This is a genomic window from Actinomadura vinacea (genome assembly GCF_039532545.1).
Lineage (GTDB): Bacteria > Actinomycetota > Actinomycetes > Streptosporangiales > Streptosporangiaceae > Spirillospora > Spirillospora vinacea.
Window position 1 is genome coordinate 98,893 of record NZ_BAAARW010000020.1, and the last position, 15,875, is coordinate 114,767.

Sequence of the window (15,875 nt, forward strand, 5' to 3'; positions counted from 1 at the left end):
GACCAGGGATTGTAGGCCGGATTCATCCCGTTGAAGGGCGTCGTTCAGGTACTCGACAGTGTCGGGTTCAAGCGGGTGCGCGGTGAGGTGCGCTGGGTTGTGTGAAGTCCTTGATGTGTATGAGGAGCCGAAGAAACCGGTGGAGCGCGGCCTGGCCCGCGGCCACGTCGAGCACCGGACAGCGCAAGAGCACCGTGTACGAGATCACACCGCAGGGTCGGCAGGCCCTGCGGACCTGGCTGGACGAGCCGGGCGGCGGCGCCGGGCCCGTGCTGGAGTTGAAGGCCCTGGAGGATGCGCCAGCGGCCTTTGAGCGGGGCGAACCCTCGTTCGCCGAGGCAGCGCAGGCCGCGTAGCCGGTCGGAAGAGATGCGGACCTCGAAGCCCTACGCACGCCAGCTGCCCGCACTGGCGTTGGCTGCCCGGCTCGGTCATTTCGCGGGTGAATACCGGACCCGCATTGTGGCCGGCCCGGACACGAGCGTCGAGGCCAGCCAACTGACCGGCTCGGCGAGTTCGAGGTCCGGAATTCGCCGCAGGACCTCGCCCATCATGACCCGTCCTTGAAGCCTTCCGACGTGCACCCCGAGGCAGTAGTGCCCGGAGAAACCGAAAGCGATGTGAGGGTTCGGTGAACGACGGACATCGAACCGCTCGGGGGTCTCGAACTTCGCCGGGTCGAAGTTGGCGGCGCCGTACCACGGGATGACCGCGTCGCCGCGTTTGATCCGCCGCCCGAGGAGGACGGTGTCGCGCGTGGCGATCCGGTATACGTGGGCGACCGGGCTCAACCATCGCAGCATTTCCTCGACGGCGGTGCCGATCCCGCCGTCCAGATCCTCCATCAGCAGGGTGCGCTGGTCCGGGTTCTGCAGCAGGGCCAGGATCCCGCCGGCGATGAGGTTGCGGGTTGTGTCGCTGCTCCCGTGGACGAGGAGGCCGAGGTTCGGAACGAACGCCTCCTCGTCCATCGGCTCGTCGCCGATCATGCCGAAAGCGAGCCGGGTCGAGATGTCGTCCGCAGGGTTGGCGCGCTTCTCCCGCCAGACCTGCCGACAGTATTCGTCCTCGGCCTTCCGGGCGGCGCGGACCGCCTTCGGGTCCTGTGTGTCCGACACCCCGTGGATCGTCTCGACGTACCGGTAGAGGGCCACCGCGTCGGAGCGCGGGATGCCGAGCAGGTCGGCGCCCACGTACGAGGCCATCTTCCCGGCGACGTCCTGGACGAACTCGCATGCGCCCCGCTCGCTCATCTCGTCGATGATGTCGCCGGCGATCTCGCGGAAACGGGCCTCTCGCCGCTTGACCACGCGCGGTGTGAACCAGCCACTGATGATCTTCCGGAGCAGCGCGTGCCGCGGATCGTCGAGCATGATGAAGGAGCTGTTGTGCTTGACTTCTTCGGGTAGATCCAGCATCCCGAGGTAGCCGTGCGACGAATACAGGTCGTTGTGCCGCAGAACCGTATGCACGCCCTCGTAGCTGGTGACCGCCCAGAATCCTGTTCCGTATCTGGGGTCCCGGCTCGGCTCGGGCTGAGGGTGCCAATAGACGGGGTGGTTCTCGCGCAGCCAACGGAATTGGTCGAGTGGTTGGCCGTCGGCCCATGCCGCCGCGGACAGCAGGTTGATCGCATTAGCTTCTTCGGTCACGGTCACTGTCGTGCTCCTTCCTTCGTGCACATGGCCCCCTGAGACTCGTTAGATCATCTCTCATGTGGTTCGGCTTGAAGGGGTCTCGGCAAGGGCGCAGCGGAGTGGGTGCAGATGAGTGCACGTGAGCACTCACGGAAAGACCGGCGACTCCACACACCAAAGCGCGCACCGGCTCGTTGCGCCGACTGAACGCCGTGCCGGACGCCGGGGCCGCGGCCTCGCTACGATATCCACCGTGACGGTGGAGAGCATGATGCTCAGCGGGCGCGCGCCGCGCGGTGAGCATCGCCCCGACGTCGAACGCCACCTCATTGCCGCTGCCGCGAGCGTCCAGGTGGCGCATCATTGCTCCCAAGCCAGATGCACGGCTTCTTCACCTTCGTCGAAGTTCTTCCGAGGGCGAATGAAGGGCGGTCCCTTGTGAGCGAGCAGATAAACGGAACATCGCCCCTCCCGGAAGGCAGATCCACATGTCCGGATCGAAGCGCACAGTCGACGCCGTCATCGTCGGAGCCGGATTCGCGGGGCTCTACCAGCTCTACCGGTTCCGCGAGCTCGGCCTGACCGCCTGTGTGTTCGAGACGGCGCCGGACATCGGCGGGACCTGGTACTGGAACCGCTACCCCGGCGCCCGCTGCGATGTCGAGAGCATGTCCTACTCCTATTCCTTCTCCCCGGAATTGGAGCAGGAGTGGACCTGGACGGAGAAGTATCCGCCGCAACCGGAGATCCTGCGGTACCTCAACCATGTCGCCGACCGGTTCGAGCTGCGCAAGGACATCACCTTCTCCACGAAGGTCACCGGCGCGGCCTGGGACGACGGCACCAAGCGGTGGACGGTCACGACCAGCGGCGGCGAGACCGTCACCGCTCAGTACGTCGTGATGGCGACCGGGTCGCTGTCGGTACCGAAGGATCCAGAAGTTCCCGGGATCGAGCGCTTCCAGGGGAAGACCTACCGCACGGCGGACTGGCCGCACGAGGGCGTGAACTTCACCGGCCTTCGAGTCGGCGTCATCGGGACGGGCAGCTCCGGCATCCAGACCATCCCGATCGTGGCCGGGCAGGCCGCCGACACCACCGTGTTCCAGCGGACCCCGAACTTCACGCTCCCAGCCGGGAACCGGCCCCTCACCGACGCGGAGATCGCCGATCGGAAGGCGAACTACCGGGAGTGGCGGGAGGCGCAGCGCCGGTCTGGTTTCGGCGTTCCGGTCCCACTGGCGGACAAGTCGGCATTCGAGGTGACCGAGGAGGAGCGCAACGCCACCTACCAGGCGGCCTGGGACCAGGGCGCGCTCATGCCCATCCTCACCGCGTACACCGATTCGATCACCACCAAGGCGGCCAACGACACCGCGGCGGAGTTCGTCCGCGGCAAGATCCGCGAGATCGTCGAGGACCCCGAGATCGCCGAGAAGCTCTGCCCCACCACGCATCCGATCGGCATCAAACGGCCGTGTCTGGACACCGACTACTACGCCACGTTCAACAAGGACAACGTCCACTTGGTCGATCTGCGGAAGACCCCGCTGGCCGAGTTCACCGACAAGGGAATCCGCACGACGGAGCGGGAGTACGAGTTCGACGCCATCATCCTCGCCACCGGCTTCGACGCCATCACAGGCGCGCTCACCGCGATCGACATCCGCGGCCGGGACGGGGTGCGGCTCACCGACAAGTGGTCGGACGGCCCCCGCTCGTATTTGGGCCTGGCGGTCGCCGGCTTCCCGAACCTCTTCACGATCACCGGGCCGCTGAGCCCGTCGGTGCTGTCCAACATGGTCGTCTCGATCGAACAGCACGTCGACTTCGTCACCCATGCGGTCACGTATCTGAGGGACCACGGCTACGCGGCCCTCGACGCGAACATCCAGGCCCAGGACGCATGGGTGGCCCACGTCGACGAGGTCGCGCACTACACGCTCTACCCGACCGCCGACACTTACTACAACGGCGCGAACGTACCCGGCAAACCGCGGGTCTTCCTCGCGTACGCCGGCGGTGTCGGGACCTATCGGGAGCACTGCGAACAAGTCGCAGCCAAGGCGTATGAGGGATTCGACCTGATTCCGGCATAGCGGTGGAATCGATTGTCGGCTTGCTCCCTCCCAGCGACCTGAACGGCATGCACCGCAGGCGGGCCTCTGGCCGCACACTTTGGCCTCGATCACCGACCACCGGCTGGTCCTGGACCTGGACCATGAGAACGCGGATGCGCTCTGAGCCGGGATGATGGAACTTCCTACAGTCCCGCATCCACTGATCCTGAGAACATCCGCGAGACTCAATCTCCCCACGCGGCTTCGACGGTCTCTGCCGTATTCGACGAGCCGAACCGGGCGGCCGATGCCGGGCTGGTGCCGGTAGTGCGCCTGGCCGGCGGCCGAGTCGGTGCGCATCGCCGATGCGGGCAGCGGCGGCGGGGCCGACCTGGCGGCGGAGGTGGTGTCGTTGGTGGCGACGATGGGCGCGGGGCCCAGCGGTCCGGGGCCCCCACCGCAGTGCCTGAGCGATGGGGCCTGCCGCCCGTCCACGGGCGGACGCGAGGCGGGCGCTGGAGCGGCTGTGCTCGAGGAGGCCATCACCCGGGGGTGAGTCGGGCATCACCTCTGGCCAGGGTCACGACCGTGCCCTGGCGCTATTGGTGAGCATGCACTCACTACCGAACCCTGTTCGGTGATTCCACGTCCCATTCGCCCGGGTGCAGGGAAAAATCGAAGTTTGAGGGACTGCACGCCCTGGCGAGCGTTATGGTGCGTTCCCATCGGATTCATTCCCGTAATGTTCGCAGTGCGGCGAGGTTGCGCGCACCCCGTCGCGCCATGCTCAGAAGGACGCGATGGCAGCACAAGCAGGCCGACCGGCAGTTGAACGAGACGCGCTGGAACACGCGTTCCGGGTTTGGCTGATCGTGATCGTCGTCGCAGGCGGCGCCTGGTTGGGCACTCTTCTGACCCTGGATCGCATCGATCCTTGGGGCGCCTCGCTCGGCGGCATGGCGGCGCTGATCGTCAGCCTCGCGGTTCCATTCGCGGCCTATCACGCCCGGTACGCACGCAGCGTCCGCACCTGGCTGTCCCGTATGAGGAACGACGACGACCGGCTGGAGAGCCGGTTGCGCGAGCTGCTCGACGGGCCGCTGCCCGATCTGATCGGACGGCTCCGCACGGGGGCGTCGCCGGAGGAGACCCTGGCGGACCTGAGGGCCGCACCCGATCACCTGCTGGGCCGTCTCGTGCAGCTCGTGGCCAACGGCGTGGCGTCGGGTGAACGCGACGCGGCAAAGGCGAGGGCCGAGCTGGAGTCCCTGGAATGGGCGGTGGCCCGGCTCGCCGACGAGACGCTCCCCCTCCTCGTCGAACGGATCAACGGTGACCGCGCCTCGGCCTCGGCCTCGACCGCGCTCGCCGAGCTGCCCACCCTCCCGCACGCGGCGCTGGAGCGCCTGCAGCGGAAGACCGTCGACGCCCTGGTGGCGAGCGAGCGCAACCGGGCCGCCGCCATGACGGCGGCGGCGAGCGTCGCGGCCCGGATCCAGGCGCAGACGACGCGCATGCTCGCCCAGCTTCGCGAGCTCGAGAACCAGTACCACGAGGACGAGTTCTTCGGCGACCTGCTGAACCTGGACCACCACGTCTCGCAGATGGGCCGCTTGGCCGACAGCATCGCGCTGCTCAGCGGGGGCCGCTCGGGTCGCCGCTGGACCAAGCCCATCGTGCTGGAGAGCATCATCCGCGGCGCGATGGGGCGCATCGCCTCCTACCAGCGCGTCCAATACCACTCGACGAGCAACGCCGCCGTCGCCGGGTTCGCCGCCGAGGGCGTGATGCACGCGCTGGCCGAGCTGATGGACAACGCCGCCAACTTCTCGCCGCACGGGACCGCCGTGCACGTCTACGCCGAGGAGGAGGACGCCGGGGTCGTGGTCACGATCGAGGACAGCGGTCTGGGCATGCGGCAGCGCGAACGCCAGCGGGCGGAGCGGCTGATGTCCGAGTCGGCGGACCTGACGACGCTCCCCGGGACCCGGCTGGGCCTGGCGGTGGTGGGGCGGCTGGCCGGCAAGCACCATCTGACGGTCAGCTTCCGCCCGTCCTCGCGCGGGGGCATCGGGGTGGTCGTGCTGATTCCGCGGCGGCTCATAACCCGCTCCGCCTCCGACGAGACCGCCCTGGAGACGCCGCCCGGGGCCGGCACCGTCTCGTCGTTCGCCTCCTCCTCGCGTAGCCGCGCCCGCACGGCCGTCGGCGGCGCCGTTCGTACGGGCGCGGAGGACGCTCGCGCGCCCGACGCGCCGGGCGACAGCGCGGACGAGGCGTACCTGCCCAAACGCCGCCGCGGCGCGACCCTGGCCGCGACGATCGAGCGGCCGTCCGGGCCCGCCCCCAAGCCCCGTGAGCCGGGGGTGCGGTTCGCCGCGTTCCGCCAGTCCGCGGCGGGCCGCGCCCGTGAGGCCGGTGCCGAGCCGGCGCCGGGAGGCGACGGCGGCACCGAGGGCGGTACCCATGACGACGGCGGCGGCACGTCCGCGGCTGACCTCGACCGGTAAGGCCTGCGGCCCTGCCGTCCCCCGAGTCGGGGACGGGTGGCGTACCGGGGCCTGAGCCCGGCCGGAGGAACGACTGATGTGAAGGAGGCAGGGGTGCACCGCCCGCCGGTCGCGCCCCGTGATCTTGATGAACACCGATGACCATCGACTCGATTGGCTTCTGACGGCCCTGATGGACCGGGCTCCGGGAATCCAGCACGTCCTGGTGCTGTCCAGGGACGGTCTGCGGATCTGCCACACGCGCCGGCTGGACGACGACAGGGCCGACCAGCTGGCGGCCATCGCCTCGGGAATCCAGAGCCTGTCCCTGACCGCTTCCCACGAGTTCGGCGACGGCATCGGTGCCGGCCAGTCGATGGTGGAGTTCTCCGGCGGGGTGCTGCTCATCATCCCGGCCGGGGAGGGGGCGCACCTGGCCGTCCTGGCCTCCGAGGACGCCGACGTCGGCCTGGTCGGCCACAGCATGAACGAGCTGGTGGAGCAGATCGGCGGGTACCTGACCGCGGCGCCGCGCACGGCGGCCCACGGCACGGCGACATGAACCCGCGCGCCCTGGACCGGGAGGATCCCGACCGGCTCTACACCGTGACCGGCGGTCGCAGCCGGGTGGACGACGACGGCCTCGACCTGGTCGGCCTGATCCTCGCCGAGAGCGACCCCGGCCCTGGCATGCAGTCCGAGCACGTCACGATCCTGCGGCTGTGCCGCCACGAGCCGGTGGCGGTCGTCGAGCTGTCCTCCCATCTCGGGCTCCCGGTGAGCGTGGTGAAGATACTGCTGCTCGACCTGCGCGACACCGGCCACATCACCGTCCGCCATCCGTCCTCGGCCGCCGCCACGACCCACGTGGCCGACATGGATACGTTGAAGCAGGTGCTCGTTGGACTCCAAAGTCTCTGACCAGGCCGCCGGTGCCAGACCGCCGGGCGCCGTCCCGTTGCGCCGCACCGCCCGGGACGCGCTGAAGATCGTGATCGTGGGGGGGTTCGGTGTCGGGAAGACCACCCTGGTCGGCTCGGTCAGCGAGATCCGCCCGCTGAGCACCGAGGAGGTCATGACCAAGGCGAGCGTCGGGGTCGACGACGCCAGCCGGGTCATGGAGAAGCGGACCACGACGGTCGCGTTCGACTTCGGCCGGATCTCCCTGGACGACCACAGGGTGCTCTACCTGTTCGGGGCGCCCGGTCAGGAGCGGTTCTGGTTCATCTGGGACCAGCTGTTCTCGGGGAGCCTGGGCGCGGTGGTCCTGGTGGACACGCGCCGCCTGGAGGACTCCTTCTACCCCCTCGACCGCCTGGAGCATCACAAGATGCCGTTCGTGGTGGCCGTCAACCGGTTCGAGGGGCCCGGCCCGCGGCCCTCGCTCGTCAAGGTGCGCGACGCGCTGTCCCTGGACCCGGACATCCCGCTGGTCGAGTGCGACGCCCGGCACCGGGAGTCCAGCAAAAACGTACTGATCACGCTCGTCCGGCACCTCGTCAGACTCCACGACCCAGCCATGTTCCAGGAGGCCGCGCAGTGACCGAGGAGAACGTCCGGCCCGCGGGCGACCAGGACGCCGTGCGCCTGTACGGGGAGGAGTTCAACGAACGGCCGTTGGAGCTCTACCAGCGGCTGCGGCGCGAGTACGGCCCGGTCGTCCCCGTCCTGCTCGAGGGCGACTTCCCGGCCTGGTTCGTGATCGGCTACCGGGAGCTCAAGCATGTCGCGAGCAATCCCGACCTGTTCGCCCGAGACACCCGGCGCTGGAATGCCTGGGACACGGTCCCCGAGGACTGGCCGCTGATGCCGTACGTCGCCTGGTCGCCGGCGATGTGGATGACCGAGGGGGCCGAGCACCAGCGGCGGGCCGGTGCGGTCAGCGACGCGCTGGACGCGATCGACCGCACCGAGCTGGCCATCCTCAGCGAGGAGGTCACCGACGGGCTGATCGACGGGTTCGCCGGAGACGGCGAGGCCGACCTGCTGGACCGGTATGCCGACCCCATCCCGCCGCTGGTCTTCGCCCGGCTCCTCGGCCTGCCCGAGGCCGAGGTGCCCGCTCTGATCAAGGACATCGCCGATTCGGCGGGCTCCGACGAGAACGCGATCCCGGCGTTCCAGCGGCTCAATGAACGTCTGCGGACACTGGTGGAGCACAAGAAGGTGTACAAGGGGCCGGACATCTCCTCCCGGATGCTGGCGCATCCCGCCGGTCTGACCGTCGACGAAGTGGTCCACGACATCGTGCTCCTCCTCGCCGCCGCGCACCTGCCCACGAGCAACTGGATCGGCAACACCCTGCGGCTGATGCTGGTCGACGAGCGGTTCGCGATGACGCTCCAGGGCGGTCGCGGCAGTGTCGCCCAGGCGCTCAACCAGGTGCTCTGGGAGGACACCCCGCAACAGAACGTCATCGGCCGCTTCGCCGCGCACGCATGTGAACTCGGTGGCCATACCATCCGCGCCGGAGAGATGGTGGTGATGGGATACTCCGCGGCCAACGCCGACCCTCAGGTGCGGCCCATCTCACCCGGCCATGGCGCCGACAACCGCGCCCATTTGTCGTTCGGGCACGGCGAGCACGGATGTCCCTTCCCAGTCCCCGAACTCGCCGAGATCATCGCCAAGACGTCGGTCGAGGTGCTCCTCGACCGGCTGCCCGACGTCGAACTGTCGGTGAAGCCCGATGAACTGGAATGGGTCCCGTCGCTCTGGATCCGCCGCCTCGCCGCCCTGCCGGTCGCCTTCACCCCGGCTGGCTCCCGCCGGGGCGCATGACTCCTGGGCGCGGTTCTCCAGGGGTGATCAGTGACGAGCCGATGGCCACATGCTGTGAACGGAACCCGGTGGGCTCCGTTGGGAAGCCAGTGAGACCGCCTCCCTGGTCTTCGAAACTTGACCCTTGCAAGGCCGCCGTTGGTGGCACGGGGTGCGGGTTTCCGCCCTCACTACCGATGAGTTCCGCCTCGCCGCGTCGTCTGCATGTTGGGAACGTCCCCCTTCCGCGCCTGCGGGAGGTCCGAGATGACAGGAGTGTGCACGCCGTGGACCAGGAGAACGTGAGCGCCACCCTGACCGTCGCCGTGCCCGCCGCGAGGGTGTTCGCGGTGCTGGCGGACCCGACGACCCATTCCGCGATCGACGGCACCGGCTGGGTTCAGGAACCTGCCGACAAGGCGCCGCTGACCGAAGTGGGACAGATTTTCCGGATGGACATGTATCACCCCAACCATCCAGACGGTGACTACCAGGTGGCCAACAAGGTCCAGGTGCTCGACCCGCCACGCGCCATCGGCTGGCTGACGGGGCAGGAGAAGGACGACGGCCACCTGGAGTTCGGCGGCTGGATCTGGCGTTACGACCTTGCGCCGCTCGGTCCGTCCGAGACCGAGGTCACGCTCACCTACGACTGGTCGGCGGTGCCGCAGTCCATCCGGGAGTACCTCCAGTTCCCGCCGTTCGGCCCCGAGCATCTCACCAACTCGCTGCACCACCTGGCCGAGCTCGCCGCACCGACGCCCCGGGCCTGAACGCCCGGCTGCCGGCCGGGCGCCTCTGTCGTGCCAGCGTGACGAGATCACGCCTGAGCGGCGCCCGTTCTGGCGGGTCCACGATGCGGCCGACACTCACATAGGTATGGGTGATATCTCCGATCACGATCAGGACTTTGTCTCGATCTGATGCGGCGTGATTGGTTCGAATGGCTTCGGCAGGCCTCTTCCGAACGCCGATCCGGCTCCATACCCAGCATCTGAGGAGAAGCGCGTGAGGGACGCGGTCATCGTCGACGCGGTTCGCACCCCCATCGGAAAGCGCGATGGGGCCCTGGCCGCCATTCACCCGGCGATCCTTTCAGCGCACGTCCTGACCGCACTGGTCGAACGCACCGGAGTGGAACCGGCGGAGATCGACGACGTCATCTGGGGGTGCGTCAGCCAGGCCGGCGACCAGTCCGGCAACATCGGCCGGGTCGCCGTGCTGGCGGCGGGATGGCCCGAATCGGTGCCCGGCACCTCGGTGGACCGCCGATGCGGCTCCAGCCAGCAGGCGGTGCACTTCGCCGCCGCGGGAGTGATCGCCGGACACTACGACTTCGTGATCGCCGGTGGTGTCGAGTCGATGAGCCGCGTGCCCATGGGATCGGCCGGGCGGGACGGCCGTCCGTACCCGGGCGAGGTGCTCGAGCGCTACGGCGTGGACGGCTTCGATCAGGGTGTCGGCGCGGAGATGATGGCCGAGCGGTGGGGCCTTTCCCGGCGGCGGCTCGACGAGTACTCGGCCCGGTCGCACGCCAGGGCCGCGGCGGCCGTCGACTCCGGCGCGCTCGACGGGCAACTCGCTCCGGTGGCGGGGGGCCTGCGGAACGACGAGGGCATCCGCCGCGGATCGTCGGTGGAGACGCTGGCCAAGCTGAAGAGCGCCTTCCGCGAGGACGGCGTCGTCACCGCCGGCAACGCCTCGCAGATCTCCGACGGCGCGGGCGCACTGCTCATCACCTCGGGCGAGACCGCCCGCGCACGTGGCCTGCGGCCGGTCGCCCGCGTGCACACCGCCGCGCTGGCCGGCGACGATCCCGTCATCATGCTGACCGCGCCGATCGAGGCGACGGCCAAGGTGCTCAAGAAATCCGGGCTGCGCATCGACGACATCGGAGCATTCGAGGTGAACGAGGCCTTCGCTCCGGTCCCGCTGGCCTGGCAGGCGGAGACCGGAGCCGCCGGCGATCGGCTCAACCCGCTGGGCGGCGCGATCGCCGTCGGGCACCCGCTGGGCGGTTCGGGCGCCGTCCTGATGACCCGGCTGGTGCACCATATGAAGGACCAGGGCATCCGGTACGGCCTGCAGACCATGTGCGAAGCGGGTGGCATGGCGAACGCGACCATCCTCGAACTGCTGTGACGATCATTTCCCCGCCCTGTCCGGGACGGGACCACTGAGAGGAACCGCGCACATGCGTTTGGAAGGAACGTCCATTGCCGTCACCGGAGGCGCGTCCGGTCTCGGGCTGGCGGCGGCCCGCCGGGTGGTCGAGGCGGGCGGCAGGGTCACCCTCATCGACCTGCCCGCCTCCGCCGGCGCGGACGCCGCCAAAGAACTTGGCGGCGACGCCCGGTTCGTCGCCGCGGACGTCACCGACGCCGACCAGTTCGCGGCGGCGCTCGACGCGGCGGACGCGTTCGGGGGGCTTCGGGGCCTGGTGCACTGCGCGGGCGCCGGCCGCAGGCTCAGACTGCTGGACAAGGACGGCGCCCCCGGTTCCCTGGAGGACTTCGAGTGGGTGATCAGGCTCAACCTGATCGGCTCGTTCAACGCCCTACGCCTCGGGGCCGCCCGCATCGCCCGCCGGGACGAGATCGACGGCGAACGCGGCGCCATCGTGCTGACCGCGTCGGTCGCCGCCTATGAGGGCCAGATCGGCCAGATCCCGTACACCGCCGCGAAGGCGGGCATCGTCGGGATGACCCTGACGGCGGCCCGTGACCTGGCCGGCAGGTCGATCCGGGTGTGCACGATCGCACCGGGGATCATGGACACTCCCCTGCTGGCGCGGCTGCGGGAGGACGTGCGGGCCTCGCTCGAGGCCGGCGTGCCCAACCCGGCCCGGCTCGGCCGTCCCGACGAGTTCGCGAGGCTGGCGTGCCAGATCCTGGAGAACGGCTATCTCAACGGAGAGACGATCCGGCTCGACGGCGCCCTCCGCATGGCACCGCGCTGACGGCCGGTTCCGGCGCCGAGGATACATTCGGCCTCGTGGACCTGCACCAGTTCAAGTACTTCCTCGCGGTCGTCGACCACAACGGCATCAACGCGGCGGCGACCATGCTCGACGTCGCCCAGCCCACCGTGTCGCAGGCGATCCAGGGGCTCGAACGTGAGCTCGGCGTGCAGTTGTTCCACCGCATCGGCCGCGGCATGGTGCTCACCTCGGCCGGCCACAGCCTGGTGGGGCCCGCGCGCCGCGTCCTGCGCGATGTCGTCGCCGCGGAGGGCTCGCTCCTCGACGCGGCCGGGCGGCCTCGCGGGCGGCTGGACATCTTCGCCATGCCCGCGTTGTCGGCGGATCCGGTGGCACGACTGGTCGGCGCCTTCCGCAGGGAGTTCCCGAGGGTCTCCATCCGCATAGGCGACCTGCGTGACGAGGCCATGGCGACGTCCCTGATCAGGGAGGGCCACTGCGAGATCGTGGCCTGCCATCTGCCGACGGTGGACTCTTCGGGCCTGGACGTCTGCGAGCTGGGCGTGCAGGAGTACTGGCTCGTCCTTCCGCCCGGCTCGGCGGCGCCCGCGGACGACCCGTTGCCGCTGTCGAGGCTGCCGGACATCCCGCAGGTGACCGTGCCCCGGGGCAGTTCCCTGGCGGTCGGCGAGATCGAGCAGGCGATCGCCGCGGCGGGCCGTGCCGTGAGCCCGTCCGTCGTGGTGGAGCACCGCGAGGCCCGGCTGCCGTTCGTCCTGGCCGGGGTGGGCGCCACGTTCCTGGAGCGGTCGATGGCCGAGGCCGCCGCGGCCCGGGGGGCCGTGGTGCGCTCCCTCGACCCGCGGATCGAGCGGGCCCACGGGCTGGTCTACGACTCGGCCGCGCTCTCCCCGGCCGGTCGCGCGTTCATCGCCCTGGCGCGGGCCGATGCCCGCGCGTGAGCACGCTCGTCAGCGGTCTCCCGCAAGCGAGCGGGCGCTTTCGCGCAGCTCGTTCTTGCGGACCTTCCCGCTCACGTTGCGCGGCAGTTCCGCGACCACGGCGAGGTGCCGCGGCACCTTGTACGACGCCAGCCGCGACTTGCACCACCGCTCCATCTCCTCGGCCGTCGGCGGATCGGACGCGGCGGCGGGGACCACGACGGCCAGCGGCGTCTCGCCCCACCGCTCGTGCGGCATGCCCACCACGGCGACCTCGGCCACCTTGGGGTGGGCGGCGACGGCCTCCTCCACCTCGGCGGAATAGATGTTCTCGCCGCCAGAGATGATCATGTCCTTCAGCCGGTCGACGACGTAGATGTAGCCGTCCTCGTCCTGGCGGACGAGATCACCGGAGTGGAACCAGCCGCCGGTGAAGGCCGCGGCGGTCTCGGCGGGCTTGTTCCAGTAGCCGCTCATGATGGACGGCCCGCGGTAGACGATCTCGCCGACCTCGCCGCACGGCACGTCGTCCATGTGCTCGTCCACGATGCGGACCTCGGTGTTGAGCAGCGGGGTCCCCACCGACCCGATCTTGCGCAGCGCGTCCTCGCCGAGCAGCACGGTCGACACCGCGCTGCTCTCGGTCTGCCCGAACACGCTGAGCAGCCGCGCGCCCGGAAACGTCTCGATCATCCTGTGCAGCAGGGCCTTCGTCGCGGGCGCCGCGCCCCACGAGATGATCCGGAGGGCGGACAGGTCTCTGCCCTGGATGCCCGGGACGTCCACGATCGCCTGCCACTGGGCGGGGACGAGGAAGACGTAGCCGACGCGCTCGCGTTCGAGCAGGTCCAGGGTCTCGACCGGGTCGAAGCGGCCGGACCTGGTGAGCACCGTCCGGGCGCCGAGCAGGATGCTCGACAGCAGCGCCGCCAGGCCGCCGATGTGGAAGAGCGGGGTGTTGATCAGCCAGCACCGGCAGTCGGCCGGCAGGCCGAAGTGGGCGATCCTGCTCATGGTCTGGACGAGGAGGTTGTAGTGCGTGAGCACCGCGCCCTTGGGCCGTCCCGTGGTGCCGGACGTGTACATGATGAACGCGGGGGCCTGGAGGTCGACCGCCACGCCGGGCGCGGTCGCCGGCGCGTCGCGCAGCGCGTCCTCATAGCGCTCCATGGACCCGGTCGCCTCGTCGCCCTCTCCGACCACGAGGCAGTGGCGTACCGTCGGCGTCCGCTTCCACGCCTGGGCGAAGGTCGCGGCCAGCGCGGCCTCGACGACGGCGAGGAGGGCCCCGCTGTCGGACAGCTGGTAGGCCACCTCGTCGGCGTGCAGCCGGAAGTTGATCGGCACGCAGACGGCGCCCAACCGGGCACAGGCGAAGAAGGCCTCCACCGTCTCCGGACCGTTGAACGTCATCACCGCGACGCGGTCGCCCGGCGCGACGCCGCGCGCGCGGAGGGCGCCCGCGAGCCGGTCGACCCGATCGTCCAGCTCGCGGTACGTGTGGTCGGCGCCGTCCATGCGCAGTGCCACGGCGCCCGGGACGGTGCGGGCGTGCCGGGCGAGCTGGTCGCCGAGCGTCATGCCCGCGAACGCCGGGGCCGGGGTCGGGGCCGCCATCACCGCATCCGCCCGTGGGGGCGCCGCCCGCCGGGGCGGGTCACCGGCGAGCTCCGTGGAAAGGCAGCGTTCATCAAAGGACCTCCGAGAAAATCCCGGCCTTGAGGCCGGGGAGGAATCGGACCCCTGCGAAGCAGGGCAGGGAAAGGAGATTCGCCCCCGGGGGGCGAATGCCGGTTGACCAGGCACTTTCCAGCACGTTTTCGTCCCTGTGTTCGAGCGTGCACGCTACGCTCACCCCTGTGCCGCGCTACCGCCTGGACCCCACGCCCGAGCAGGAGCAAGTCCTGCTCTCGCATTGCGCGCACGCCCGGTACGTGTGGAACCTGGCCGTCGAGCAACACGGCTTCTGGTCCCGGCACAGGGGCGGGGCACCCGGCTACACCGCCCAGTGCCGACAGCTCACCCAGGCCCGCGCCGCGTTCGAGTGGTTGCGGGCCGGGTCCCAGACCGTGCAGCAGCAGGCGTTGCGTGACTTCGCGCAGGCGATGAGCAACTTCTTCGCCGGTACCCACCGCCGTCCCACCTGGCGCAAGCAAGGCGTGCACGAGGGGTTCCGGCAGGTCGGCCTCAAACCCCACCAGGTCAGGCGCCTGTCGCGCAAGTGGGCCGCGGTGCTGGTGCCCAAGTGCGGATGGGTGCGGTTCCGCCTGTCGCGGCCGGTGCCGGAGGGCGTGAGGTCCTACCGGGTGACCCGTGATCGGGCCGGGCGCTGGCATGTCGCCTTCGCGCACGTCCCGGCCCCGGTGCCCGGCCCCGGCAACGGGGCCGTGGTCGGGGTGGACCGGGGCGTTGCCGTCAGTGCCGCCCTGTCCAATGGGGATCTGCTGAAGGTCCCCGGCCTCACGCCCGGGGAGACGCGACGCCTGGAGTTGCTGGCCCGGGGCCTGGGGCGTGCCCGGCGCGGTTCCGGCCGCCGCGCCAGGCTCAGGGCCGCGCTCGCCCGGCTCAAGGCCCGCGAGAGCGACCGCCGCAAGAACTGGGTGGAGCAGACCTCCACGATATTGGCCCGCGAGTTCGACGTGATCGGTGTCGAGGACCTGCGCATCGGGGCCATCACCCGCTCCGCCAGAGGCACCATCGAGAGGCCGGGACGCAACGTCGCCGCCAAGGCGGGGCTGAACCGGGGCATCCTGGCCGGCGGTTGGGGGATGCTGGTCGAGCGGCTGGAACATAAGGCGCCCGGCCGCGTCCACAGGATCGATCCCGCGTACACCTCGCAGCGCTGTTCGGCGTGCGGGACCACGGATCGGGAGGCGCGCGAGAGCCAAGCGCGTTTCCGGTGCCGGTCCTGCGGCTACGCCGGCAACGCCGATGTGAACGCGGCACGCAACATCGCCCACGAGACCAGACTCGTGTGCACGGCGGCCGGACCGGCCGTCGCTGCGCGGGGACGCCCCGGGTCGCCGGGGCGGACGAACCGCGAACCTCAACCTGTTCTCCTTTCCTGA

General features: G+C 70.0%; 14 protein-coding genes. 12 read left to right on the plus strand and 2 right to left on the minus strand.

What is annotated here, in order from left to right:
- Positions 1–119: 119 nt before the first annotated feature.
- On the plus strand, positions 120–356 hold the full coding sequence (locus ABD340_RS24890; RefSeq protein ID WP_344592029.1) for a hypothetical protein: 237 nt from the start codon (positions 120–122) through the stop codon (positions 354–356).
- A 75-nt stretch (positions 357–431) separates the two neighbouring features.
- Here ABD340_RS24890 and ABD340_RS24895 read toward each other — a convergent pair whose 3' ends face one another.
- Positions 432–1,658, minus strand: a complete 1,227-nt coding sequence (locus tag ABD340_RS24895) for a cytochrome P450 (protein WP_344592031.1) — start codon at positions 1,656–1,658, stop codon at positions 432–434.
- A 467-nt stretch (positions 1,659–2,125) separates the two neighbouring features.
- Between ABD340_RS24895 and ABD340_RS24900 the strand changes: the two genes are divergently transcribed.
- The 10 genes from ABD340_RS24900 to ABD340_RS24945 all read left to right on the plus strand — a co-directional run bounded on the left by ABD340_RS24900 (position 2,126) and on the right by ABD340_RS24945 (position 12,828).
- Positions 2,126–3,736, plus strand: a complete 1,611-nt coding sequence (locus ABD340_RS24900; RefSeq protein ID WP_344592033.1) for a flavin-containing monooxygenase — start codon at positions 2,126–2,128, stop codon at positions 3,734–3,736.
- Positions 3,737–4,497: 761 nt separating this feature from the next.
- Positions 4,498–6,207, plus strand: coding sequence for a sensor histidine kinase (locus ABD340_RS24905; RefSeq protein WP_344592034.1), 1,710 nt, complete (start codon positions 4,498–4,500; stop codon positions 6,205–6,207).
- Positions 6,208–6,334: 127 nt separating this feature from the next.
- Positions 6,335–6,748 carry a roadblock/LC7 domain-containing protein gene (locus tag ABD340_RS24910; RefSeq protein ID WP_344592035.1) on the plus strand — a complete coding sequence of 138 codons (414 nt, stop codon included), beginning with the start codon at positions 6,335–6,337 and terminating at the stop codon, positions 6,746–6,748.
- Positions 6,745–7,107, plus strand: a complete 363-nt coding sequence (locus tag ABD340_RS24915; RefSeq protein WP_344592036.1) for a DUF742 domain-containing protein — start codon at positions 6,745–6,747, stop codon at positions 7,105–7,107. The genes ABD340_RS24910 and ABD340_RS24915 overlap by 4 nt, the downstream gene beginning before the upstream one ends.
- Positions 7,088–7,729 carry a GTP-binding protein gene (locus tag ABD340_RS24920; RefSeq protein WP_425547435.1) on the plus strand — a complete coding sequence of 214 codons (642 nt, stop codon included), beginning with the start codon at positions 7,088–7,090 and terminating at the stop codon, positions 7,727–7,729. Before ABD340_RS24915 ends, ABD340_RS24920 begins: the two co-directional genes overlap by 20 nt.
- Positions 7,726–8,967 carry a cytochrome P450 gene (locus tag ABD340_RS24925; protein ID WP_344592037.1) on the plus strand — a complete coding sequence of 414 codons (1,242 nt, stop codon included), beginning with the start codon at positions 7,726–7,728 and terminating at the stop codon, positions 8,965–8,967. The genes ABD340_RS24920 and ABD340_RS24925 overlap by 4 nt, the downstream gene beginning before the upstream one ends.
- Before the next feature lie 266 nt (positions 8,968–9,233).
- Positions 9,234–9,719, plus strand: coding sequence for an SRPBCC family protein (locus ABD340_RS24930; protein ID WP_344592038.1), 486 nt, complete (start codon positions 9,234–9,236; stop codon positions 9,717–9,719).
- Positions 9,720–9,954: 235 nt separating this feature from the next.
- Complete coding sequence (locus tag ABD340_RS24935) at positions 9,955–11,088, plus strand: thiolase family protein (protein WP_344592040.1); 1,134 nt, start codon at positions 9,955–9,957, stop codon at positions 11,086–11,088.
- A gap of 52 nt (positions 11,089–11,140) precedes the next feature.
- The gene (locus ABD340_RS24940; RefSeq protein ID WP_344592042.1) at positions 11,141–11,905 is read left to right on the plus strand and encodes an SDR family NAD(P)-dependent oxidoreductase; all 765 of its coding nucleotides are present in this window, start codon (positions 11,141–11,143) and stop codon (positions 11,903–11,905) included.
- Between the two features lie 35 nt (positions 11,906–11,940).
- Positions 11,941–12,828 (plus strand): LysR family transcriptional regulator, encoded by an 888-nt coding sequence (locus ABD340_RS24945; protein WP_344592044.1) that lies wholly within the window; start codon positions 11,941–11,943, stop codon positions 12,826–12,828.
- 9 nt (positions 12,829–12,837) lie between these two features.
- On the opposite strand, the gene ABD340_RS24950 is transcribed toward ABD340_RS24945, so the two are convergent.
- Positions 12,838–14,424, minus strand: coding sequence for a long-chain-fatty-acid--CoA ligase (locus tag ABD340_RS24950; RefSeq protein ID WP_344592045.1), 1,587 nt, complete (start codon positions 14,422–14,424; stop codon positions 12,838–12,840).
- A gap of 242 nt (positions 14,425–14,666) precedes the next feature.
- On the opposite strand from ABD340_RS24950, the gene ABD340_RS24955 reads away from it, so the two are divergent.
- Positions 14,667–15,875, plus strand: a complete 1,209-nt coding sequence (locus tag ABD340_RS24955; protein WP_344592046.1) for an RNA-guided endonuclease InsQ/TnpB family protein — start codon at positions 14,667–14,669, stop codon at positions 15,873–15,875.